This is a genomic window from Longitalea arenae, from assembly GCF_016924755.1.
Taxonomy (GTDB): domain Bacteria; phylum Bacteroidota; class Bacteroidia; order Chitinophagales; family Chitinophagaceae; genus Niastella; species Niastella arenae.
This window is the reverse complement of the sequence record NZ_JAFFJX010000005.1, coordinates 48,310-73,385: the sequence shown is the minus strand read 5'-3', so window position 1 is coordinate 73,385 and position 25,076 is coordinate 48,310. Positions and strand designations below refer to the sequence as shown.

Here is a 25,076-nt window from a genome sequence, read left to right as displayed (position 1 = left end):
CCGGCTTATGTGAGCCCTGGCGCAGGCGGATTGACCATTGACCATTTACCATTGACCATTTAGCTTTGACCATTCAAGAATAAAGAACGAAAGCAATAATGATAAAACAAATATTCATATTAGGGAGTATAGCCATGATGATATATATGGACGTCCGGGCGCAAAGCATTACCGGCCGTCCATTATCATTGCAGGAATGTGTGCAAACGGCTTTTGCCAATAACCTCGATGTGAAACAAAGTGACCTCGATATGCAGCGGGCCGCTGTTTCCTGGCGCCAGTCAAAAGCCAACATGTTACCCAATATCAGCGGTCAGATCGATCATACCCTTAACCAGGGCCGCAGCATTGACCTCAGTACCAACAGCTATGTGAACCAGCAGCAAACCTCGGGCAGCTATTCACTCTCAGGCAACGTGACCCTCTTCAATGGCTTGCGTTTACTGAATACCTTAAAGAGCACGCAATATGCATATGAAGCCAGTAAAATGGAACTGCAACAGCTCAAAGACCAGTTGATGCTGAATGTAATGCTGGCCTATTTGCAAATACTCACCAGTGCCGATCTGCTGAAACAGGCTCAAACGCAAACCGATCTCACGCAGAAACAGGTAGAAAGACTGGAAACCCTGAACCAGGAAGGCGCCATAAAACCCTCTGACCTTACAGATATGCGGGGACAATTGGCCGACAACAAACTAAGCGTGATCACGAACCAGAACAACCTGGAAGCAGCCCGGCTGTCGCTGTCACAGCTGATGAATGTACCCTATAACCGCGATCTGCAGGTGGAAAGCCTGCGGGCCGACCAGCTGGAACTGAACTATGCCACCACCCCCGATAGTATTTTCCAGATCGCGCTGCAGCAACTGGCCATTATTAAAGCAGCCGACCTGCGTACCAAAAGTGCAGAAAAAGCGGTACAGGCGGCCCGGGGAAACCTCTTCCCTTCCCTGGGCATGGGCGCCGGCTTTTATACACCTTATTCAAGCGCGGCCCGCGATTCAGCAGCCAACAAAATTGAATACTATGACCAGCTCAGCAACAATTACCGCACCTATGTCGGACTGGGCATCAACATTCCTATATTTAACAATCTCCGCTTTCGCAACCAGATTACCCTGGCCAAAATTGATCTCAAAAGCGCCGAGTATGTAGCCAAAACCCGGCAGATACAATTGAGGCAGGCCATAGAAAGGGACTTTGTGAATATGACGGCAGCAAAGAACAAATACCAGGCTTTGGTTGACCAGGTGACGGCCTATGCAGAATCGTCCCGCGCCGCTGAAGCCCGCTATTATGCCGGCGCTTCTACCGTAGTCGATTTCCTCATTGCCAAGAACAATTACGACCGGGCCAATGTAAACCTCATTATCGCCCGCTATGATTTTGTGCTTCGCACCAAGATCCTTGATTATTATCAGGGAAAACCCTTGTGGTAAACGGGTATTTTTATCTTTTTTTAATTAACTTAGCGTTATAAGCGGAAGTAGCTCAGTTGGTAGAGCATCACCTTCCCAAGGTGAGGGTCGCGAGTTCGAACCCCGTCTTCCGCTCAGGCTGAAATCTTTGTAAAAGGGTTTCGGCTTTTTTTATGGCTGAAGTGGATACCCGCTTTAGCGCCTGGCCTGAAAAAACAACCCCGGCGATCTACCGCCGGGGCGCACAATTAAGATATGTATGAGCTACTATTGTATAGCTCTGGAAACGATGGGCGAGTATGCTTTTTGCCCTTTGCGGCCAATAGCAACGATGCGGAACCAATACCGTTTATCGGAGATCAACCCGTTAAACGTGTGATTGTTGAAAGTGCTTCCCTCACCCTGCCACACGGTATTGGGACCCGGAGGTTCCATGGCATACTGATGAACATAAGCAACTGCGCCTGACTGTTTCTTTACCCGGATCGTGGCTACGCCTGGTTCGCCAATCTCCACTTCTATCGATTGAATAGAAGGTGCTTTTGAGCCGGTTTGTTCTTCAGTAACATAAAAACCGCTGCTAAGGAGCATAGCCCGGTTGCCATCGCAGACAACGGCAACATAGCCAGCCACCTCTTCCAGCAAAGCCATTATTTCGGCTTTAAGTTGGTTTTTAACAGCCACCATTTCCATGTCGCGGCTTTTGGCTTTTACCAGCGAGGCCTGGAATGCAGGCAGCTTTCTGGCGATATCAGCCAAAGCCGCTGGAGGATTGGCGAAAACATCCTTGTTTTCTTCCATTTTTTCTATTACGCGTTGACAAAGTGATACGATGTCACGTTCGCGTTTGAATGTAATAAGACCCATAAAAAAAGTTTTTTGCGTGATAAATATACCTGTCAGTAAAACCCGTTTCTCCGGACTAATAAAAGACAGGAAACTGAAACAGCTCTATAAACCTGCCTGCTGTTGGATCCTTGTACCGTGTTTACAATAGCAACCTGTAATAAAAGAAGCGCATCTGTTTCCGGTTCGCCGGTGAGCATTACAAAAATCACTGATTGTAGCCTGCTCTTATTATTGTGCGTCTTCACTACACGCTAACTCATTGTGCCGGTACGCATCAGATCGGTTATATCCCCTGTTCCGGTTGACAAAACAAACATACGAAGGCTGCAGATGACCAATTTCCGGTTGACTCACTTAGACTCACTTATGCTCACATAGACTAACTTAAGTCCCTTTTTGACGTTTTTGTCGTGGTATTTTGATGATTCGATGAGTGGGGGCTGAATAACAGCAGTAAACAGGGCAGAAAGAAGGCACTTTCCATGCAACCAGCTGTGATTATGAATTACTTGCACTTATTTTTATTGAACAAACAAACACATTTTATTGAACAAACAGGTACAGTTTATTCAACGATCAGATACAGTTTATTGAACGATCAGGTATGGTTTATTGAACGATCACATATGGTTTATTGAACGATCAGGTGCAGTTTATTGAATAAAGAGGTATTGTTTATTGAACAAACTGACATTGTTTATTGAACAAGCTGACATTGTTTGTTGAATTAATCGCACCCGTTTTTCAACAACCTGGTTCAGTTTATTGCATTCCCGGAACTAATTATTCAACAATCAGCTATGATCTTTCAATAAATAGTGTCGATTTTTAAAGGGTTATGCGAGGAAGAATTAAGAAAATATTGATGAATAGAAACAGGCCGAAATTCCTTGCCTGATAAGATGACATTAAGAAATTAGAAAGGCGATAGTAAGAAAAAGCTGTTGGAATGGTTCCGAAAACAAAGCTGCAACAATACTTAATATACGCATTTTCCCCCTAACAATAAAATTGAATTATCGCATGCCGCAGCGCCTCCGCCACCCATAGCTCCCGGAAATTAATTAAATTTAGGTAAGCTTTAATTACAGCTACCACTATCCGTTATCAAATCCCGGAGGTGTGCATTATGCAAGACCAGCTTATTAATAACGTTTCCGATACAGCGCTCTGGATCGCCGCATTCAGAGCCCTGGAAACAGAACGCCCAGATGCCGTCTTTAAAGACCCGCTGGCGCGAAAGCTCGCGGGTGATCGTGGCTTTCAAATGGTAGAAGCCACCCCCATAAAAGACCATATGGCCTTTGCCATGGTCACCCGTACTACCGGCATCGACCGGCTCATCAACATCGCCATTGAACGTGGTATCGATTCCGTTATTAACCTGGGCGCCGGTTTAGATACCCGCCCTTACCGGATGCCCCTGCCCGTGAACCTGCGCTGGCTGGAAGTCGATTTCCCACATATGATCGAATACAAGAACAAACTGCTGCAGCATGATATACCGGCCTGCCACCTGCAACGGATGGCAGCCGACCTCTCAAACGACCAGGAACGAAAGACCCTCTTTGCCAAACTGGGCAGCGAAACCAGGAGAGCGCTGCTGATCACCGAGGGAGTAGTAGGTTACTTAACCAATGAACAAGGCGCGCAGTTATCAAAAGATCTTTTTGCCGTACCAAATTTTCATTACTGGATCATGGATTACCACGGAGGCCTGCGCCGCCACCGCCGGGCCACCGACCTTAAAAAGATCCTGTCCAATGCACCGCTGCAATTCGACGTGGAAGACCCTATCGGCTTTTTTACCAGCCATGGCTGGAAAGTGCATGAAAATATTTATCTGCTCGACGAAGGCGACCGCATCGGCCGCAAATTGCCGCCATTCAAATTCCCGCTCAGTTTCTTCATCAAACTCTTCCCTAAAAAGGCCCGCGAAATAGGCAACAGAACCTATGGCTATGTGCTGTTCGGAAAATAACCCGCTTTAAAAGGGGCTGGAAACTAAGCGCTTACTCAGGCAGGGCCCCGGAACAACCCGGTTTAACTTGTCAAATTTCAACTTGTCAACTCCGGCTGGCCTCCCCATGCAGGACGGCGTGTCAACCTGTCATTTTTACCCTTTTTTGGCTATCTTTGCCATCCCAAAAACTGAATTGTTGATGTTAGAGCGGATGAACCATACGATGCACGCAGAAAACAGGCAGGGTGAAGCTTATGCTCCCTTTGTTAACGACCCTACGGCATATAACAAAAAATTTTATATAGAAAGCTATGGCTGTCAAATGAATTTCTCCGACAGCGAGATCGTAGCTTCCATTTTAAATGAGAACGGCTTTGGCGCCACCCGCAATTTTGAGGAAGCCGATTTGATCCTGATCAATACCTGTTCGATTCGCGAAAAAGCCGAACAAACGGTGCGTAAACGCCTCAGCGACCTGCGCATTGTCAAGAAGAACAATCCTGGCGCCCTCATTGGCGTACTGGGCTGTATGGCGGAGCGTCTGAAGGCAAAATTCCTGGAAGAAGAAAAGCTGGTAGATATAGTGGTGGGCCCCGATGCCTACCGCAGTTTGCCTGGCCTTATCACAGAAGCCGAAACCGGCCAGAAAGCCGTGAACGTGCTGCTGAGCCGCGAAGAGACCTATGCCGACATCTCCCCTGTTCGCCTCGACAGTAATGGCGTATCGGGTTTTGTCAGCATCATGCGGGGCTGTAATAATATGTGTTCCTTCTGCGTGGTGCCTTTTACCCGCGGCCGGGAACGCAGCCGCGACCCCTATTCCATCCTGAAAGAATGTACCGATCTGTTCGAAGCAGGTTATAAAGAAGTGACCCTGCTGGGCCAGAACGTAGATAGCTACTATTGGGTGCCGGAAAATAATGCGCAGGACATGCAACCTGTTACTTTCGCCCACCTGCTCGAAAAAGTGGCCCTGATAGATCCCTCTTTACGTGTACGATTCTCTACTTCGCATCCCAAAGACATTACCGATGACGTGTTGTTCACGATGGCGAAGTATGAGAATATCTGCAAATACATTCATCTGCCGGTGCAAAGCGGTTCAAGCCGCGTATTGCAGCTGATGAACAGAACCTATACCCGCGAATGGTATATGGCCAAAGTAGACCGTATCAGGGAAATAATGCCCGATTGCGGCATCAGCTCCGATATCATTGCCGGTTTTTGTACAGAAACGGAAGAAGACCACCAGGATACGCTGAGCATTATGCAGCACAGCCGGTACGATATGAGCTATATGTTCTTTTACAGCGAGCGCCCCGGCACCCTGGCCGCCCGCCGCTATAAAGACGATGTGCCCGAAGAAGTAAAGAAGAGGCGGCTCGATGAGATCGTGAAACTGCAGAATGCGCTCAGCCGTGAAAGTAACCAGCAGGATATTGGTAAAACATTTAAAGTATTAATAGAAGGTAACAGTAAACGCAGCGACCAGGATTGGATGGGACGCAACAGCCAGAACAAAGTAGTTGTTTTCCCTAAAGAACATTACGCGTTGAACAAAGGCAACTATGTAATGGTTAAGGTATATGATTGCACTGGCGCTACGTTGATTGGGAAAATTGAAGCTTAAAAAACAATTAGCAATTGGCAATTTGCAATTAGCTGTTTGCAACAACCCGCCAATCCGTAATCTTGTTGCTAATGTTCAATAATAAACGGCAAACTGCCAGCTCCAGACGGCCAACTGCGATCAACCGGCCCTATACTACAAAAGGGCATTTATAATTAATACATACAGGGCATGGCCCTGATTAAAATAATCCGGATCACCTTCATGCAAGATCATTGATGATAACTGCAGGGGGTATCTGAAAAAATTAGTAGTCAAGTGGATATTCAAAGTATCAAAAACAGGTTCAGCATTATCGGTAATTCGCCGGCATTGAACTTTGCCCTGCAGGTAGCTGCACAGGTAAGCAATACCGACCTTACCGTGCTGATCACCGGTGAAAGTGGCGTAGGTAAAGAAGCATTCTCAGTGATCATTCATGCACTATCGGCACGCAAACACAATCCTTTTATTGCCGTTAACTGCGGCGCTATTCCCGAAGGCACCATCGATTCGGAACTCTTCGGCCACGAAAAAGGTTCATTCACCGGCGCTGTGGATGCGCGCAAGGGTTATTTTGAAACGGTGAATGGCGGTACCATTTTCCTCGACGAGATCGGTGAAATGCCGCTCGGTACCCAGGCCCGCCTGCTGCGCGTGCTGGAGACCGGCGAGTTTATCAGGGTAGGTTCTTCCAAAGTGCAAAAAACAGATGTACGGGTAATTGCTGCTACCAATAAAGACCTGCTTACCTTCACGCAAAATGGTAAGTTCAGGGAAGACCTGTACTACCGCTTAAGCACCGTTCCTATCAGGGTGCCCGCGCTGCGCGACCGCCCTGAAGATATACCGCTCCTGTTCAGGCGCTTCAGTGTTGATTTTGCTGAACGTTATAAGACCACACCGGTTCAGTTGGATGATGAGGCGAAAGATGTGTTAATTAATTATCCCTGGCCCGGTAATGTGCGCGAATTGAAGAATATTGCAGAGCAGATCTCGGTACTGGCCTCAGACAAACTGATCTCGGCGAATGAGCTGAAACGGTTCCTGCCCAACCGCGATTTCAACCGCCTGCCGGTACTGGCCCATGCCACCGGTAATCCGGTCTCCAATGGCCACGAATTTGCCAATGAACGTGAGATCCTGTACAAGCTCTTTTTCGATATGAAAAAAGATGTGACCGAGCTGAAGAAGATGTTTGTCGATATCTTGCAGAACCCCGGTACTGCGGCGCAGAATCAATCGTTGATCAATGAGCTGAAGACTAAAGAACTACTGCCCGCTGCTTACGTGCAACCGGTGGGTCCCGTTCAACAGCAACCGGTAATGATCCACCATGATAATGAAGATATTCATCACCATGAAGAAGTAGATGAGTCGCTGAACATTATGGACAAGGAAAAAGAACTGATCGAGAAAGCACTTAAAAAACATAAAGGCAAACGAAAGGACGCCGCCCTGGATCTCGGTATCAGTGAAAGAACACTGTACCGCAAACTAAAAGAGTATGATATTAAAGAGTAAGAAATTGAAATCAATAATGGCAGGTAACAGGTTGCAAGTTACAGGTTACAGGGACCAAAACCCTGAAACCCGTCCGGCGCGGCGGAGATTACCTGCAACTCTTGTCTATTGTCTATTGCCGATTGTCCTGCTGTTTGCCGGTTGTTATAGTTTCAAGGACATTGGTTCCATACCCCAGGATGTAAAGACCTACCGGGTACAATTAATTGAGAACAGGGCCCGGTATGTGAACCCCATCTTAAGTCCGCAGATAACCGACCGCTTAAGGCAGAAGATCACCGGCCAAACCCGCTTAACCGGCGTGCAAACCGATGATGCCCATTACGATATCGGGGGCACCATCACCGGCTATAATGTAACTACATCGGCCATCTCGAACCAGCAGGCCGCCGGGCAACGCCTTACCGTAACGGTGCACGTTGTTTTTAAAAACAACTTAGACCCCTCTAAGAACTTTGAAGCCGATGTTTCCCGTAACTTCGACTATTCGGCCAACCTGACGATCACGCAGGCAGAGGCCCAGTTAAATGAGACCATCGTCAAAAACGTGGTGGACGAAATTTTCAACCGTATTTTTTCAAACTGGTAAGCTGGTATAATGCAATATCACATCCAAACACTGGTAAAACACCTGTTCGATAAAGACTCCTTTGAGCAGGTGACCGTGCAGGAACTGAAGCAGTTCACTGAAGAATATCCCTATGCAGCCGTAGGCCAATTCCTGTATGCTAAAAAGCTTAAGGACAGTGGTTCCTACAATAATCATGAACAATGCGAGAACGCTTCATTATACTTTCATAATACCTTATGGCTGCGCTGGCAATTAGAGCAGAAAGAAGAGGCCCCTGCCCTTACAAAGGCAGAAGAGCCGATGCAGCAGCCAGGGTTCCGGATCGTGGTACAAATGCCTAAAACAGGTCAGCCGGTATATACAGACCCGCCTGCCACCGAAGAAAAGCCGGAAGAAGCAGCCGCAGCGAGCGCTCCTGGATCACCAGCAGCAGCTACCAGTTTGCAGGTGAATGAAGAAGGCTCACTGGTGGAACAGTTGGCGCAGGCTGAAGAAACAGCTACCGAACCGGGCGCCCTGGAGCAAACCGAAGAAGCGACCATAGCAACCGCTTCCGCCGTAGCCATTGCAGAGAACAGTGAGCTGGCAGAAGAAAACATCAACGAAGCAGCCCTGCATGCAGTAAGCATCACAGAAGAAGCGATGCCCCCTGCTGCAGGTATCGATACGCCGGAATTTGATGAAATTGTTCCCGCCGTAGAGGCAACGCCGCTGGAAATAGAAAAGACGAGGGAACAGGATGAAATAGTTCCCGCCGTGGAAGTGACCCCGCTGGAACTCGAGCAGGCGCGCACCGAAGATGCGATCATCCCCGCTATAGAAGCCACACCCCTGGACATAGAAAAAGCGAGGGAACAGGATGAAGTGGTGCCGGCTGTGGAGCTGGCCCCCGGGGAGATGGCCGCCATCGGCGATACTGCAACGGAGCAAAAGCTGGGGGAAGTTTCGCCGGAAAACAGCGAAATGCCGCCGGCGGAGATCGCCATCGATGAAAGCGCAGCATCGGGCATTGCCCCTGAAGAGCAACCAGTTGCTGCCCTTAACGAAACTGTTACAGAAGAACCCGCCGCCATTACAGCAGAAACAGAGCAGCCTGCCACAGCAGAGCCTGTGATCGACAATACAGGCGTGCGGCCGCCGGCTGCTGTTCCGGAACAACCGGCAGCCGAAAGCGCTGGCGGAAGGCCTGATCAGACCACCGTTGACCTTGGCGAACCGATCTTTGAATCCTATCATACCATCGATTATTTTGCATCCCAGGGCGTTAAACTGATGCAGGATGACATGAAAGACCGGCTGGGTAAAAAAATGAAAAGTTTTACCGACTGGCTGCGCAGTATGAAACGCATCGGGGGCCCCATTGAATCCACCACTTCGCTCGACGAAGTGACCAATCAGAGTATTCAGCGCATTGCAGAACATTCGGTTGAAGAAAAAGAGGTGGTCACCGAAGCCATGGCCGAAGTTTGGGCCAAGCAGGGAAATGCCGCCAAAGCCATCCGGGTGTACGAGAAATTAAGTTTGCTTAATCCCGCCAAAAGCCCTTATTTTGCGGGCAGAATTGAACAATTAAAAGCACAGTGAAATGATCTATTTGTTCCTGGTACTTATAATTATAGCTAGTGTGGCCATCGGGTTGTTTATCCTGATCCAAAACCCCAAAGGCGGCGGATTGGCCGGTAATATTGCCGGTTTCAATAGCCAGTTCATGGGCGTAAAACAAACAACCGATGTACTGGAAAAAGGTACCTGGGTTATGGCAATTGCAATTGCCCTGTTATGCCTGTTTTCGGCATTTTTTATCCCCGAGGGTAAAAGCAGCAGCCGCGAACCGGTAAATGCAAGGCCGGCGACATCAGCCCCCGCTCCTGCCAGTGGTTCACCTTTACAAAATACACCCCCTCCGGCGAAATAATATATTGTAAAAAATAGCTCGACCCTGTCTATTTTGGGCAGGGTTTTTTTATTTTGGTGCATGGGCAATGGGCAATGGGCTCATAAAATTTCAACTGGCCCAATTACGTTATTAGCCTCGCAATGGGGTTCTATTCACCATTGACCATTCACTCTTAGCATAGTTCTTGCACTCCTGAGGCTGGAAATGTTGTAACAGATGAAAAAAAATTAATCTATATCCAATGTTCAGAAAACTGGTCACAAGCGTTCTGATTATAGCAGTGCTGGCAGCGGCCCTTGCCGGATGGCAATTCTTTACAGCCAATACTGCATTCCCGCAAAAATCGAAATACCTCTATATACGTACCGGTCATGCGACCTGGCCCGAAGTATTAAAAACTTTCCGCGACAGCAACCTGGTAAAAAGTCCGGCCGCACTCGACCTTCTGGCTACCCGTATGGATGTGCCCGAAAGGCTGAAAGCAGGCCGGTATGAAATAAAGAATGGCATGAGCCTGATGGATATAACCCGGCTGCTGCGCAATGGCACCCAGGCCCCGGTAAGGCTCAGTATTACCAAACTACGCACCAGGGAACAGTTGGCAGGTTTCCTGGGCCGTAAAATGGAAGTAGACTCAGCCGATGTAATAGCCTGGATGAAGAACCCCGACTCCCTGCGGCCTTATGGGTTCGATAGCAATACGGTGATGGCCATGATCTATCCCAATTCCTACAACTATTTCTGGAACGCCTCCATTCATACCATCTTTGACAAATTCTATAACGAATATAAAAAGGTATGGACCGATACCAGGCGTGATCAGGCGCGCAAACTGGGTCTTACACCCGCTATGGCGTATACGCTGGCCTCTATTGTAGAAGAGGAGACCAATAACCTTGAAGAAAAAGACACCATTGCCAGTGTTTACCTGAACAGGTTACGCAAAGGCATGCGGTTGCAGGCCGACCCTACTATCAAATTTGCGATGAAAGATTTTACGCTGCGCCGTATTTACCTGAAATACCTCTCGATAGAATCGCCGTACAATACATACAGGAATACCGGTTTGCCGCCGGGCCCCATTTGCACGCCCTCGCTGCAAACCCTGGATGCAGTTTTACAATCACCACAAACAAATTATCTTTATTTTGTAGCCAAAAGTGATTTTTCAGGCCGGCATGTGTATACCGAAACCTATGAACAACACCTGAAGGTTGCCAAAGAGTTTCAGCAGGCATTGGATGTTGAACAACAGAAAAGAGCAGCCGCCCAGGAAGCCGGTATAGAATCCCCTAAATGAACGTTGAACGAATTATATTAAACTCACCTCCTATTCGCTTTTTCACGGAAAAAAGCAAGAAGATCATCTTGCCCGGGTTCGACGGTGTGCCCCTGTATGATGTGATGATGTTCTTTAAAGAACAGGTGCGCCGGGTGGGATTAACAGAAAGGGCATCGGCCATTTCCTATAACTTCATCATGTCCATTCCGCCCTCCTGTTTGTTCCTGTTCACCCTGATACCGCAGTTGCCTTTCGTCCGGCGGGGACAGGTAAAACGGCAATTGCATGCGATCATCCGCGATATTATTCCGGCCGATACGTATAACAAGGGTATCATCAGTTTTGTAGACAGCTTCTTTAAGGAAGATCATATAGCCTTGCTATCGTTCGGTTTCCTGTTACTCATTTTTTTTGCTTCCAATGGTATGATGGGTTTAATGCGTTCTTTCAATAAGAACTATATCGGCTTTGAAAAACGCACCGGTTTGAATGCACGGATGGTAGCCATCAAACTTACCATCCTGCAAATGGGATTGATCCTGGCCTGCGTACTGTTGTTGATAGCGCAAAGCGCTGTATTGAAGCTGATAGGTATCAGGAACGCCGCAGTACTGGCATTTATTGGCGTATTCCGGTGGCTCTTCATCATCGCCCTGATCTTTTATGCCATCGCCTTTATTTATAAATATGCACCGGCTATCCAAAAGCGATGGAAGCTGGTATCGCCCGGGGCCATACTGGCCACTTTTTTAAGTATCTTGACCACCCTCGGCTTTTCCATCTTTGTAAACAATTTCGGCAAATACAATGCGCTGTATGGTTCCATTGGTACCATCATCGTATTGATGATCATTATCTACATCAATTCCCTGGTACTGCTCATTGGGTACGAGCTCAATGTAAGCATACATTCCATCAAAGCCATGGCGGTCGAGCGGGAGAAGCCCGTGCCCAGTACCACGAGTGACGACCTTATTTTTCATGACCGGGTTTAATAAATACCAACGGTTCACATTATAAATATTTTCCATTTTAATAAAATTTTACCACCGCCTGCCCAGAAAAGCCTAGGTAAAACCATCATTTTTTAGTAAACTTTGCAAAGCTGCTATTGAAGTGATCTGTTACATTGAAAGCTCCATTTAAAATTTTCATGAGCGTTTACAGAATGAAGATCTTATTTCGGCAATTCCCTCCGGCCCTGTTAATAACCATAAAAAAAAATGTCAGATGAAAAAAATGTCGATCAGTTTATTGCTGTTACCCGCAGTGGTGTTTTTATCATTTACTATGAAAGACCCATTACCACTGGGGTCAGCCGTTCCCAAAGCAGACAATAAGCTAAAAGATATTTCCGGCAAAGAAGTAACGTTAAAGGAGGCTAAAAAAGAAAACGGTTTGCTGGTAATGTTTAGTTGTAATACCTGCCCTGTCGTGATCAATAATCAGACCCGTACCAAGGAAATCTGTGAGTTTGCCTCAAAACAAAACATTGGTGTGGTCTTATTGAATTCTAATGAAGCTAACCGGAAAAATACTGAATCGCTGGCTGCCATGCAGGAGTATGCGAAAGGACAAGGGTACAGCTGGTATTATGCAGAGGATAAGAACAATGAGTTAGCCGATGCATTTGGAGCCACCCGTACGCCTGAGTGCTTTCTGTTCGATAAAAATGGAAAACTGGTTTATCATGGCGCTATTGATGATAGTCCATCCGATGCAGCCGGTGTGAACCGGGTCCATTTAAAAGAAGCGATGAATGAAGTGCTAGCCGGAAAGGAAGTATCAGTTAAACAATCTAAGTCGGTTGGTTGTAGTATTAAAAGGATTTCATAACACCAATAAGTCCCGTTTTTAAAATCTGTACAATCCCCTGTTCCGGCTCTGCCGGGTACGGGGGATTTTTTTTATACCGCGGAACGCTACACGCGGAACACGAACGCTGAACCTGAAACGGAAAAGGCAAAACGCTGAACACGAATGCTAAAGCCATTAAGCTTTAATGGCGAAGTGAAATGCTTTAAGCAAGAATGATACACGCAGAACACGAACGTTGAACGCTGAACCTCAAACGCTAAAGGCAAAACGCTGAACACGAATGCTAAAACCCTTAAGCTTTAATGGCGAAGTGAAATGCTTTACGCAAGAATGATACACGCAGAACACGAACGTTGAACGCTGAACCTCAAACGCTAAAGGCGAAACGCTCAACACGAATGCTAAAACCCTTAAGCTTTAATGGCGAAGTGAAAAGCTTTACGCGAGGACGATACACGTTGAACAGAAGGCTCTGGGTGGACAGCAATAACGTTTTAAAGTTAGCGTATGTTTTTGTTATGTTGGTGGCCAGGTTGAACCGGCCGCTTCGCGGACCATGCCTCTTCACCTTTATCATCAAACATAACTTGTTACCAGTTAACTTGTCAACACCCGCCCGTTAACCGTCAACGCATCAACTTGTGAAACCGGTCACTCGTCAACACGTGAGCTCCCCAACTCTTCAACTGGTTCGCACATCAAGCCTTCACCAATCAATGTTGTTCTTCAACATACACCACTTTCCCTGTTGAATTTACTCCCCACACCCGGCAATGTGTTTACATTACTCGTTCACAATATGATCATTATACTGCTTTAATAGGGCAAGGCATAAAATATGCTTCATATACATCAACCTCTACAAACCGTTGCCGCTACTTTAAAAACACCAAAAAATAGTTCAAATGAAAACAACAATTTTTTATTCGTTTGCAGTATGCGCCATGGCCACGATGTTTGCATGTGGAAGTCCATCAGAGAACGATGGAACAAACACAGATTCAACAGGCGCCATAAGATCAGCGCCAGCCAATACAGAAGTTGATCGTGGTACGGGCAGTGATATGACAGCTGATTCCGCGGCTGCTAACCGGGGAACCGCAGGTACACAGGGTGCAGTGGATGACCGCACTATGAAGTTCATCAATGAAGCCGCCATGGGTGGTATGGCTGAAGTACAGTTAGGTAAAATGGCACAGGAAAAAGCAACCAATCCACGCGTAAAGAACTTTGCAGAAATGATGGTGCGCGACCATTCAGAAGCTAACACCCAGCTTCAATCGATCGCCCAGCAAAAGAATGTAACGTTACGTAAAGATCTGGAAGGAGATCATAAAAACCATTATGAAGACCTGAGCAAAAAGAAAGGTGCTGACTTTGACAGGGAGTATATGAAAATGATGGTTGATGACCACCAGGATGATATCAACGCATTTGAAAAAATTGCCGAGAACGGTACCGATCCTGATGTAAAAACATTTGCATCGCAAAAACTGCCTACACTCAGGAAACACCTTGACTCAGCAAAAGCTATTCAGAAAAGTTTGAAACAGTAGGGTTTATTTTTCGTACTAATCATGCACATTGAGTGATGCAGAACACGGAACGCTGAAAGCAGAACGCGTAAACAAGATCCTCAATGTGCATTTTTTTATTACCTAACCTGATCGACTGTTTTTCCTGCCCTTATCAATGATCAACCTTATTAGCCGAGCCTTTATCCAGTTTTTCAACTGTATCAACTATACCCTGCATCAATGTCAGCCTATTTCTTCACGCCGGTGAGTTTACTCACTTCCAGCTCGATCTGCCTGTCGGTCATGGGCCGTCCATAAAACTGCCGATAACCGGTCTTATTATTTACGAATAATGTGGAGGGTAAAGTACCATCCCATTTGGGATCTATCTTCGGACAAAAATAATCGGCATTGGTTTCGTTGAGCCAGAAAAAGGTGGCATCGAAATGTTTCTTACTGATCAGTTCCTGGATCTTGTTAGGATAAGAAGTAGCAAAGTCGAGGCTCACGAGCAACAGCTCTACTTTTTCATCGCTGTACTTTTTTACGGTCTCCATGAAATAAGGAATTTCCTCCACACAGGGAGCGCACCAGGTTGCCCAGCAGTTCACCACCAGCGGATGATCACTGTTCTTAATGTACGCTTCCACCTCGGTGATCTTCACTTTTTTAATGGTTTGCGAAACCGCTGTTGCGGTAAACAATAACAGACCTATTATCTGAATTATGCCTTTCATGCGAAATGTTTGTTGAGTTCATGAGTTATTCACTTCATGAGTAATTGAGTTATTAAGTTCATAAGTTCTTAAATTGATCCATCAAAAGGTTGAACAGAATAACTAAAACCGTGAACTTTGAACTTTGAACTGTGCACTTATACCTGTGAACTGGTTTCTTCCTCAAACCCCCATTTATTAAGCAACTCATTCAATTGAGGCTCCGGCAACCGGCAGCTATCATAATGGCCCGCCAGCTTCTTTTGCCGTTGTGCCTCATACAAGGTGACCGCACAGGCAACAGAAATATTCAATGACTTAATAATGCCCACCTGCGGAATAATAAAATTGCCATCCGCCATGGCCCTGATCTCATCGCTGACGCCAGCATGTTCATTGCCAAATACCAGGGCAATAGGTCCGGTAAAATCAATATCGTATAAATTAACGGCATCACTGCTCAGGTGAGTAGTTAAAATCCTGTCATATTTCTGCCGCAAGGCGCTAAAACATTCTTCGGCATTGGTAAACTGATGAACGGAAAGCCATTTGGCAGCGCTGCTGCTGCTTTTTGCGCCCCATTTTTTATGGCGAGGAATCTTTGTGTTCAGTACATACACTTCCTGCACACCTACTGCATCACAGGTACGCATTACAGCTGAAATATTATGCGGGTCAAACACATTCTCAAGCACTACGGTTAAGTCACTTTGCCGCTTATTCAATACTGCCAGCAGGCGGGCACGTCTTTCAGGAGTCATATTCTATTTTGTTACATGTTTCAGGTTTCATGGTGCTTCCCCGCTTCCAGGGTTGCATGGCAGTTACCTTGGGGCACCAGTTACCGGGCACAAATTAAGGGCATTTTGATTTTTGGCGCCATGCTCAAAATTTCTCTGCTGGTAACCGGAAACCGGCAAACCGTCAACCAGTATTGCGAATCTTGTTCTAAACATTGTATCTTGTTTATTGTAACTTGCCTCTTTTTCAAGTATTTTCACATCAGATAATTGCAAGTAAACCAATTACCTATGCTCAAAAAAATCGCCAAGATCACCGGTATTTCCCTGGCCGTTCTCCTTCTTATCCTGTTCGTGGCTCCCTTTATTTTCAAGGGCAAGATCATTGCTATTGCCAAAGAGCAGATCAATAAGAACATCAACGCCAACGTCGATTTCAAGGACCTCGACCTCTCCTTCTTCCGTCATTTTCCCAGGGTATCGGTAGCGCTCGAAGACCTGCGGGTGACAGGCACCGATGTTTTTGCCAAAGACACCCTCATCAGCGCCAAAGAAATTGATGTAGCGGTTAACCTCTTCAGCGTAATCGGCGGCAAGAATATGAAAATTTATTCGGTTAATATAAACGAACCGCGTATTCATGCCATTGTTACCAAAGACGGTAAAGCAAACTGGGATATAGCCAAACCCGATACGGCAAGCACCCCTTCCACAGATACCAGTTCATCGGCCTTCCAGATGAACCTGAAGCATTATGAGATCAATAATGCGTATGTCAAATACGACGATGCCAGTTCGGGCATGCATACCGAGCTCATTAACCTTACCCATGAGGGCAGCGGCGATTTTACCAGCGAGCTCTTTACCCTGCGAACCAATACAAAGGCCGATGAGATCACCTTCGTTTATGGCGGTATACCCTACCTCAACCATACGAAAACCGGCATTGACCTGGATCTGCAGGTAGACACAAAAAACAGCAAATACTCCTGGAAGACAGATGAAATAGCGCTGAACGATCTAAAACTGGCAACAGAAGGTTTTTTCCAGTTGGTGAACGACAGCACCTATAATATGGATCTTTCCTTTAAAGCGCCCTCCACCGACTTTAAGAGCATTCTCTCATTGATACCGGCTGTATACCAGACGGACTTCGAAAAGATCAAAACAAGCGGTAAAGCCCTTTTCAATGGTACGGTAAAAGGCATCTACAGCGGCAGCCGCTTACCTGCCTACAATATCACGCTCGATATTCAAAATGGATTCTTTCAGTACCCCGACCTGCCCAAGCCTGTTAAAAACATTAACCTGCAGCTGAATGCATTCAATAACGATGGTCAGCCCGATAATACAGTGATAAACCTGCTGAAAGGTCATATTGAATTTGGCAACGATCCTTTCGATTTCCATGTGTTGTTCCAAAAGCCTATGACCATACAGTACATCGACGCAGCCGCTAAAGGCCATCTCGACCTTGCCGGCATTACACAGTTGGTAAAACTGCCCGGCACAAAACTCGCCGGCACCGTTGATGCCGATGTACAGGCAAAAGGCAGTCTGGCCGTTGTACAAAAACAACAGCCCGGCGATTTCTTTGCCAAAGGTTTTGTGAACATTAACAAGCTGTATTATGCGTCGAAGGACTTTCCGCAACCTATTCAGAATACCAGCGCCAGAATAAATTTCGAAAGCCCGGACGGAGTGGCAGACCATGCGGTGATCCAGATTCCGGCAGCACATGCAGAGATCGGAAAAGACGTGATCGATCTAAGTTTGTTACTGAAGACCCTGGCTTCTGATCCTTATTTCGATGGCACAGCCAGAGGCAGTTTCAACCTCGCGAACGTAGCGCAGTTCTATGCCTTTGAACCGGGCACTTCCCTGGCCGGTAACCTGCAGGCCAATGTATCGGTAAAAGGGAAAAAATCAATGATCGATAAAAGCCAGTACGATGCCATACAAACGGCCGGCACCGTACAGGTTTCGAACCTAAGCTACAGGTCAAAGGACTATCCCGATGGCGTAAACCTGAAGAACACCCTGCTCACCTTTAACCCGAAGAACGTAACCGTGAACGATGCAACCGGTAGTTTTCAGGGAACCAATTTTAACGCGAACGGCAGCTTCGACAACCTGATCGGTTATGCGTTGAAAGATGAACCCCTGACGGGTGTCTTGAATGTATCGGCCGATCAAGTAGACCTGAACAAATTAATGGGCACTACCAGTAGCACCACTCCTGCTCCTGCACCTGCAGCAAAGGATACCGCAGCTGCCACCACAACAGCGGCTGCCAGCGAACCATTTGCGGTTCCCAAAAATGTTAACCTTACACTCAATGCCAAAGCAGGCAATGTAAGATACGATAAGGTCGATTACAGGAATATTGCCGGTACCGTGGCGATCAAAGACGAAACCGTTAGTTTGAAAGATGTGAAAATGCAGGCGCTGGATGGAAACATTGCCCTTGGTGGCACCTACTCTACCAAACTAAGCAAAAAGAAACCCGACATTTCGCTTACCTATGACATTCAGAACCTGGATATTCAAAAATCTTTTTTCGCGTTTAACACCTTCCAGAAACTGATGCCCATCGGCCAGTTCATCTCGGGCAAACTAACGTCAAAGCTCACCATGAATGGCAAACTGGGTGAAACCATGATGCCCGATCTGGGTACCCTCACGGGCAATGGCTCACTCCTTTTACTGGAAGGCGTGCTGAACAAATTTGCACCGCTCGAAAAACTGGCAAATACACTTGATATCAACAGCCTGAAAGCTATTACCCTGAAAGACGTGAAGAGCTATTTTGACATAGCCGACGGAAAAGTGTTTGTAAAACCTTTCAATGTAAAAGTGCAGGATATGAATATGGAAATAGGCGGCAAACATGGGCTCGATCAGTCGATCGATTATGTGATCAACATGAAAGTGCCGCGTGAAAAGCTGGGCAGCAAGGCCAATGCCCTGGTCAATAACCTGGCTACCCAGGCCAGCAACAAAGGTATTCCCATCAAGGTCAGCGATATGATCAGCTTCAAAGTGAACCTGGGTGGTTCCATTACCAACCCCAGCGTAAAAACCGACCTGGCCGGTGCAGGCAGCAGTTTGGCCGATGACATGAAAAACCAGGCCCAGGAACTGTTAGCCGCTAAAAAAGCATCGGCAGACAGCGCCATGGCCGCCGCCAAAAGCGCCGCCAAAGACACTTTGCAATCGGTAAAGAACGAGGCCAAACAGGCGGCTAAGGATTATATCGCCAAACAGGTACTTGGCCAGAAGGATACGACAGCCACTAAAGACAGTACGAAGAAAGACATCAGGCAAAGCGCCGAAGACAAGGTGAAAGGCCTGCTGAAGGGCCTGAAGAGGAAAAATTAGCTAATTAGCTGATGTGCTGATGTGCTGATAAAAATACAGACATAACCAGGCCCCCACCTAAGCGCCCCATTGAGGGAAGCACGGCGGGGGCTTTCTATTAGCACATTAGCAAATTATCTCATTAGCAAATTAGTATTCGGAATTCGCTGAAACCCAGAACTGTTTTCGTTTTTAGGCCGTTTTCCCCTATTTTTGTTCACTTCTAAAAAATCTAGCGATTACGAAATCAAAACTATGGACAAACTGTTCTATCTAGTGCCCGTTATGGGTATCGTCGGCTTGCTGTATACTTTCATCAAATTCAATTGGGTTTCTAAACAAGAAGCGGGCTCTGACCGCATGAAAGAGATCAGCACATACATAGCACAAGGTGCAATGGCCTTTTTACGGGCAGAATGGAAAATTCTCGGCTACTTCGTTGTTATCGTAGCCCTCTTGCTCGGCGTAATGGCCAGCGCTAACCCCAACTCGCACTGGGCAATAGCGATCGCTTTCATCATTGGTGCGGTATTCAGTGCTACAGCCGGATACATCGGGATGCGCGTTGCCACCAAAGCCAATGTTCGCACCGCCCATGCAGCCCGCACCAGCTTAAGCAAAGCCCTCGCGGTATCCTTCACCGGTGGCTCTGTAATGGGCCTGGGTGTTGCCGGTTTGGCCGTATTGGGTTTAAGCGGATTGTTCATCATCCTCAAAGTACTTTTTGCACCCGAAGCATCCGTGAACTCCGAGGAAATGATCAGGACCATCGAAGTGCTTACCGGCTTTTCCCTGGGCGCTGAATCAATCGCCCTCTTTGCCCGGGTGGGTGGCGGTATTTATACCAAAGCTGCCGACGTGGGTGCAGACCTGGTAGGTAAAGTGGAAGCAGGGATTCCTGAAGATGATCCACGCAACCCCGCTACCATTGCCGATAACGTAGGCGATAACGTAGGGGATGTGGCCGGAATGGGCGCCGACCTGTTCGGTTCTTATGTAGCCACCGTATTGGCCACCATGGTACTGGGCCAGGAAGCCGTTGTGCAGGACCAGTTCGGTGGTTACTCGCTGATATTACTGCCGATGCTGATCGCCGGTGTAGGGATCTTATTTTCCATTGTAGGGACCCTCTTTGTACGCATCAGTGAGTCTGCCGGTGTTAATACGAATACCGTGCAAAAAGCGCTGAACATGGGTAACTGGGGCTCTATCATTCTTACGGCCATTGCCTCTATCGCCCTGGTGTTCTGGATCCTGCCTGCCGGTGACTTTCACCTGGTACGCGATACGGTTAACGGTTCACTGGTAGAAGGCGCCAAAACATTCACCCGCGAGGGCATTCTTGGCGCTATTGTAGTTGGCCTGGTAGTAGGAACATTAATGAGCATCATCACCGAATATTATACAGCCATGGGTAAACGCCCGGTGTTAAGCATCGTGCGTCAATCCGGTACCGGTCATGCTACCAACGTAATTGGTGGTTTGGCAGTAGGTATGGAATCAACCCTGTTACCGATCCTCGTACTGGCCGGTGGTATCTGGGGCTCTTATCAATGCGCCGGTTTATATGGCGTGGGTATCGCGGCCGCCGGTATGATGGCTACCACCGCCATGCAGCTTGCGATCGATGCCTTTGGTCCTATTGCGGATAATGCCGGTGGTATTGCAGAAATGAGCGAACTACCTGGTGAGGTACGCGAAAAGACCGACGTACTGGATGCGGTTGGTAACACAACAGCGGCTACCGGTAAAGGCTTTGCGATCGCTTCCGCTGCTTTGACCGCCCTGGCCCTGTTCGCAGCCTTTGTTGGTGTTGCCAGAATTCCCGGCATCAATATCTATAAAGCCGATGTGCTGGCCGCCCTCTTTGTGGGCGGAATGATCCCCTTCATTTTCTCTGCGTTGGCTATTCGTGCGGTTGGACAAGCAGCCATGGCGATGGTAGAAGAAGTACGGCGCCAGTTCAAAACCATTCCAGGTATCATGGAAGGAAAAGGCAAACCGGAGTATGATAAATGCGTTGCCATTTCTACAGACGCTTCTATCAAAAAAATGATGTTGCCGGGTGCTATAGCGATCGTTTCACCACTCATCATTGGTTTCTTACTGGGCCCTGAAGCATTGGGTGGATTCCTGGCAGGTGCTACCGTTAGTGGTGTACTGATGGGCATGTTCCAGAATAATGCCGGTGGCGCCTGGGACAACGCCAAGAAATCATTTGAGAAAGGTGTTGACATCAATGGCCAGATCTATTACAAAAAGAGTGAGCCGCATAAAGCATCCGTTACCGGTGACACAGTAGGTGATCCTTTTAAAGATACATCGGGTCCATCTATGAACATCCTCATCAAATTGATGTCGATCGTTTCGCTGGTTATCGCGCCCAGCCTGGCTCAGATCTATAGTAACGGTGATACGCATACTGTACATACAGCAAAGAAAACCGTAATACCTGAGCATAACCGTGATATAACAAATACTTATACAATAGAAAAAAAGATTAACTGAGAATTCCAAAAAAAATTCTCAAAATATTCAAACAACGCCATTATCTTTGGAGTAACAACTTAAGGCACTATATCATACCAAATACCAACGTCCCCATGTTTCTACATCGGGGACCCTTTTTTTTAATATGCTAATGTGCTAATTAGCTAATGTGCTAATGAAAACACACCTCTTCTATATGTTTACACTTATCTCTGAATTAACTAATTAACTTCTTCCGAATTTCTGTATTCAATCAGCACATCAGCAAATCAGCAAATCAGCACATTGGCTGTTCACCGTACCAGCGCAAACCAGGGCGCTTGCACAAACGAACCGGTAAAGCGAACACGCAGGTTACTGTGCACCGTGAGCGTTATATTGTTTACATCATATAAAGTGCGGGGAAACCAGGTAAAGCGGGCTTCAACAGTACCAAAGATGAGGTTCTCATTGCGCGTGCGAATGCCGCCGCCAACAGCCGGGAAAAAGCCGCCCCTGAATACACCAGTTTGTGCAGGTGTCATTAAGGTGGCCCGGCCAAACGTAAAAAATCCGATCCTGAAACCAAGTAAACGCCAGCGCGTATACAAACTGGTTTCTGTACCCGCCGAAATGCGCTGCGTGGCCCGCACGCTGTCGGTACTGAAACGGTCGAGACCAAATTCATTGTTTATATACAAGGGTTCATACACCCTGTGATTATAGATGGCAGAATAACTTATATTGGCAAATTGCCTCATCTTGAATTTAGGGAAATCGAATAAACGGCTGAACCAGGAAAAGTTCAGGAAGGCGCTGTTATCCTGCCATTCCTTTTTATATAAATTGGTACCAAGGGCCAGCGTGTAATTCCAGTAATTATTACGCTTATCAACCAGCCAGTGATCAAACTCCCACCCTACATACAAGCGGTGCAGGCTGTCAACTTTTGCCGGGCCAATGGTTATCTTTCGCATCATCCCAACCGGTATATCTTCCGTTCTTCCAAACCCGTATATGTAATTGGTACGATAGAAATTTATTTTATACCAGGTGAACTGTCCCAACACATACCGCTTATCAACATAACGGGCATCGAAGGAATCGAGCTTCGGCGGTTGTATAAATCGCTGATCGAAATAGCGCACCGATACAAAACGGCGGCGGCGGCTATCCTCGCTGTTTTTTCTTTGCTTATACACCCCGATATTATAACCAAGCCATGCATCACCTAACTGGTATTTGTAATCGCTGAACTGCACGGGCGGTTTCTGGTATACATTGGTGCTTTGATTCCAGCTTAATTCCAGGCCACCGGCAAAGCGCGCATTGGGTGTATATAATGGGCGGTCGAGCTTCAGGTAATAGGCCCTTTCATTTTCAAACCCTAATGAAGCGCCTTTATCGATCGTCGTGTATGCGGCATCTACATTAATAAAAGAACCGAAAAGACTTGTTTTGCGGTACCTGATCTGCGGCCCGATCACCGGATTGCGTGTGCGGTCGTACAAGGCCGTTAATTCCAGCCTTTGCGCCATGCCCAGGAAATTGGCATCGTATACAGACAGCTGAAAATCTTTTATACCCGATGCTTTTACTTCAGCGCCCCAACTAAACACATCGCGCAAACGAACGAGTACATCCACCGAATCTTCATGACTGGTTCGGCGGATAACGATCCGCGCATCCTTGATAAAATTCTGGTCACGCAAAAAACGTTCATTATCCGCCAGCAGGTAAGGATCTACCAGCTGTCCTTTTTTAATGAACAATAATTCCCTGATCACCCAATCCTGGGTATTGGTTTGCAGACGGTCGGCGGTTCTTGTCAACGCACTGATGATGGTGTGGGCCGTATCATTTACGTTTTCGCCGAATGAGAGATTGCGGATAACGATGCGCCGGATCACCTTACCGGTAAAAGGTCGAAAGCTTTCTTCACTTTTTTGAAAGAAAGTGGAGTCCTGGCTCCTATTGTCGGTGACCAGGAAATTGCGGTAAACTTCTTTGGCCAGGGAACCAACCGTTCTTTTGCGTTTGGTGCTATCCTGTGCATACATCGCCGATAAAAAACCGGTGAAGCACCAGCAATAGCAAATAATATATCGGATCGCTACATGCATAATTCATACGGTTGATCAGGGGACTGGGGTGACAATTAACACTTTAGGTGTGTCTACTGTTCAATTACATCATTTATACCACGCAATGTACCAAAGTACAGCCTCCGGCGATTCTCATTGATGTAGAAAAAAATCTACTTTTGTGCTGAATAGCTCCATTAAACTGCTTGCCTATGGCCCCGGAGATCCTCTATTTTGCAATACCCGGCTTTATCGTATTGCTGCTGCTCGAAGTTTGGTATTCCTGGCGGGAACATAAGGAATTGTATGAGGTGAAAGATACATTCAGCAGTTTGGCCATGGGCATCGGCAATGTTATTTCCGGTTTACTGGCAAAGCTGCTTGTTTTAGGCGCATTTATGCTCGTGTATAAGATCCGGCTCTTTACCCTGCCTTTCACCTGGTGGATGTGGGCGCTCGCCTTTTTTGCCGACGACTTCTCTTATTACTGGTTTCATTATACTTCTCATAACATGCGCTGGTTCTGGGCATCGCATGTAGTGCATCATTCATCCCAGCGATACAATTTGTCAACCGCCCTGCGGCAAACCTGGACGGGCAACCTTACGGGCAGTTTTGTTTTCTGGATGTGGATGCCTTTGGTAGGTTTCCATCCTTTTGTAGTGTTGTTGATGCAACAGGTGAGTCTCATCTATCAGTTCTGGATCCATACAGAAACGATCCGCCTGCTGCCGGGGCCCATCGAATTTATTTTTAATACGCCCTCACACCACCGGGTGCATCATGGCAGTAACCTCAAATACCTCGATAAGAACCATGGCGGGGTACTGATCATCTGGGACCGGCTGTTTGGCACTTTTCAAAAGGAAGAGGAGCGACCGGTGTATGGGTTAACGAAGAACCTCGACACGTTCAACCCCGTGCAAATAGCCTTCAGGGAATGGCGCGATATGTTCGGCCAGGCCTGGCGGTCGGGATCCTTCCGAAATGGGGTCAATTACCTGCTGCGCCCACCCGGCTGGAGCCATAACGGGAGCAGCAAAACGGCCCGGGAAATGAAAGACGAACTTGAAAAGAATTGCGGTTAATAGCTAGCTGCCAGTTAGGGGCCGCCTCGGCGATATCATAGGGGTATCTGGCAACCCGGCTTACCGATCAGACGCTTTCTTTCGGCGGCCGCCCTTTTCCTGTAACCGGCCTCAATGGCCACCTCTAAATGCCTGTTTTTTACCGCCTTCCTTTGCCAGCCACAGGAA

18 protein-coding genes and 1 tRNA gene are annotated in these 25,076 nt (G+C 47.2%); 15 read left to right on the top strand and 4 right to left on the bottom strand.

All coding sequences use genetic code 11. The features are described from left to right. The first annotated feature begins 98 nt into the window (after window positions 1-98). A complete protein-coding gene (locus tag JT717_RS13100) occupies window positions 99-1,442 on the top strand; it encodes a TolC family protein (protein ID WP_240348065.1) in 1,344 nt (447 codons plus the stop codon). Between the two features lie 41 nt (window positions 1,443-1,483). Further along, window positions 1,484-1,556 (top strand) — tRNA-Gly (locus tag JT717_RS13095). Between the two features lie 132 nt (window positions 1,557-1,688). Here the strand turns inward: JT717_RS13095 and JT717_RS13090 are convergent. Continuing rightward, entirely contained in the window at window positions 1,689-2,288 is a 600-nt protein-coding gene (locus JT717_RS13090; protein ID WP_205510931.1) for a fibronectin type III domain-containing protein, read from the bottom strand. 1,111 nt (window positions 2,289-3,399) lie between these two features. Between JT717_RS13090 and JT717_RS13085 the strand changes: the two genes are divergently transcribed. The 10 genes from JT717_RS13085 (at window position 3,400) to JT717_RS13040 (ending at window position 14,490) form a co-directional block, all read left to right on the top strand. Continuing rightward, window positions 3,400-4,251, top strand: a complete 852-nt coding sequence (locus tag JT717_RS13085; protein WP_205510930.1) for a class I SAM-dependent methyltransferase — start codon at window positions 3,400-3,402, stop codon at window positions 4,249-4,251. Window positions 4,252-4,432: 181 nt separating this feature from the next. After that, the gene (miaB, locus tag JT717_RS13080) at window positions 4,433-5,863 is read left to right on the top strand and encodes a tRNA (N6-isopentenyl adenosine(37)-C2)-methylthiotransferase MiaB (RefSeq protein ID WP_205510929.1); all 1,431 of its coding nucleotides are present in this window, start codon (window positions 4,433-4,435) and stop codon (window positions 5,861-5,863) included. A 258-nt stretch (window positions 5,864-6,121) separates the two neighbouring features. Continuing rightward, window positions 6,122-7,366 carry a sigma-54 interaction domain-containing protein gene (locus tag JT717_RS13075; RefSeq protein ID WP_205510928.1) on the top strand — a complete coding sequence of 415 codons (1,245 nt, stop codon included), beginning with the start codon at window positions 6,122-6,124 and terminating at the stop codon, window positions 7,364-7,366. 115 nt (window positions 7,367-7,481) lie between these two features. Then, a complete protein-coding gene (gene lptE / locus JT717_RS13070) occupies window positions 7,482-7,955 on the top strand; it encodes an LPS assembly lipoprotein LptE (RefSeq protein ID WP_240348064.1) in 474 nt (157 codons plus the stop codon). Between the two features lie 9 nt (window positions 7,956-7,964). After that, a complete protein-coding gene (locus JT717_RS13065) occupies window positions 7,965-9,521 on the top strand; it encodes a DUF8458 domain-containing protein (protein ID WP_205510927.1) in 1,557 nt (518 codons plus the stop codon). A gap of 1 nt (window position 9,522) precedes the next feature. Further along, entirely contained in the window at window positions 9,523-9,852 is a 330-nt protein-coding gene (gene secG / locus JT717_RS13060) for a preprotein translocase subunit SecG (protein WP_205510926.1), read from the top strand. Window positions 9,853-10,075: 223 nt separating this feature from the next. Then, window positions 10,076-11,134 carry an endolytic transglycosylase MltG gene (mltG, locus tag JT717_RS13055; protein WP_205510925.1) on the top strand — a complete coding sequence of 353 codons (1,059 nt, stop codon included), beginning with the start codon at window positions 10,076-10,078 and terminating at the stop codon, window positions 11,132-11,134. Then, window positions 11,131-12,111 (top strand): YihY/virulence factor BrkB family protein, encoded by a 981-nt coding sequence (locus JT717_RS13050; RefSeq protein WP_205510924.1) that lies wholly within the window; start codon window positions 11,131-11,133, stop codon window positions 12,109-12,111. The genes mltG and JT717_RS13050 overlap by 4 nt, the downstream gene beginning before the upstream one ends. A gap of 235 nt (window positions 12,112-12,346) precedes the next feature. Beyond that, window positions 12,347-12,952 carry a thioredoxin family protein gene (locus tag JT717_RS13045; RefSeq protein ID WP_205510923.1) on the top strand — a complete coding sequence of 202 codons (606 nt, stop codon included), beginning with the start codon at window positions 12,347-12,349 and terminating at the stop codon, window positions 12,950-12,952. Window positions 12,953-13,839: 887 nt separating this feature from the next. After that, window positions 13,840-14,490: a DUF4142 domain-containing protein gene (locus JT717_RS13040; protein ID WP_205510922.1), complete on the top strand. Its 651-nt coding sequence runs from the start codon at window positions 13,840-13,842 to the stop codon at window positions 14,488-14,490. A gap of 209 nt (window positions 14,491-14,699) precedes the next feature. Here JT717_RS13040 and JT717_RS13035 read toward each other — a convergent pair whose 3' ends face one another. Next, complete coding sequence (locus tag JT717_RS13035; RefSeq protein ID WP_205510921.1) at window positions 14,700-15,188, bottom strand: TlpA disulfide reductase family protein; 489 nt, start codon at window positions 15,186-15,188, stop codon at window positions 14,700-14,702. A 137-nt stretch (window positions 15,189-15,325) separates the two neighbouring features. After that, window positions 15,326-15,928 carry a TrmH family RNA methyltransferase gene (locus JT717_RS13030; protein WP_205510920.1) on the bottom strand — a complete coding sequence of 201 codons (603 nt, stop codon included), beginning with the start codon at window positions 15,926-15,928 and terminating at the stop codon, window positions 15,326-15,328. 270 nt (window positions 15,929-16,198) lie between these two features. On the opposite strand from JT717_RS13030, the gene JT717_RS13025 reads away from it, so the two are divergent. Both JT717_RS13025 and JT717_RS13020 read left to right on the top strand, forming a co-directional pair. Beyond that, window positions 16,199-19,288: an AsmA-like C-terminal region-containing protein gene (locus JT717_RS13025; RefSeq protein ID WP_205510919.1), complete on the top strand. Its 3,090-nt coding sequence runs from the start codon at window positions 16,199-16,201 to the stop codon at window positions 19,286-19,288. Window positions 19,289-19,522: 234 nt separating this feature from the next. Next, window positions 19,523-21,775 (top strand): sodium-translocating pyrophosphatase, encoded by a 2,253-nt coding sequence (locus tag JT717_RS13020; protein ID WP_205510918.1) that lies wholly within the window; start codon window positions 19,523-19,525, stop codon window positions 21,773-21,775. A 275-nt stretch (window positions 21,776-22,050) separates the two neighbouring features. On the opposite strand, the gene JT717_RS13015 is transcribed toward JT717_RS13020, so the two are convergent. Continuing rightward, window positions 22,051-23,859, bottom strand: a complete 1,809-nt coding sequence (locus JT717_RS13015; RefSeq protein ID WP_205510917.1) for a BamA/TamA family outer membrane protein — start codon at window positions 23,857-23,859, stop codon at window positions 22,051-22,053. Between the two features lie 173 nt (window positions 23,860-24,032). Here JT717_RS13015 and JT717_RS13010 point away from each other — a divergent pair, with 173 nt between their 5' ends. After that, the gene (locus tag JT717_RS13010) at window positions 24,033-24,908 is read left to right on the top strand and encodes a sterol desaturase family protein (RefSeq protein WP_205510916.1); all 876 of its coding nucleotides are present in this window, start codon (window positions 24,033-24,035) and stop codon (window positions 24,906-24,908) included. The last annotated feature ends 168 nt before the right edge of the window (window positions 24,909-25,076 follow it).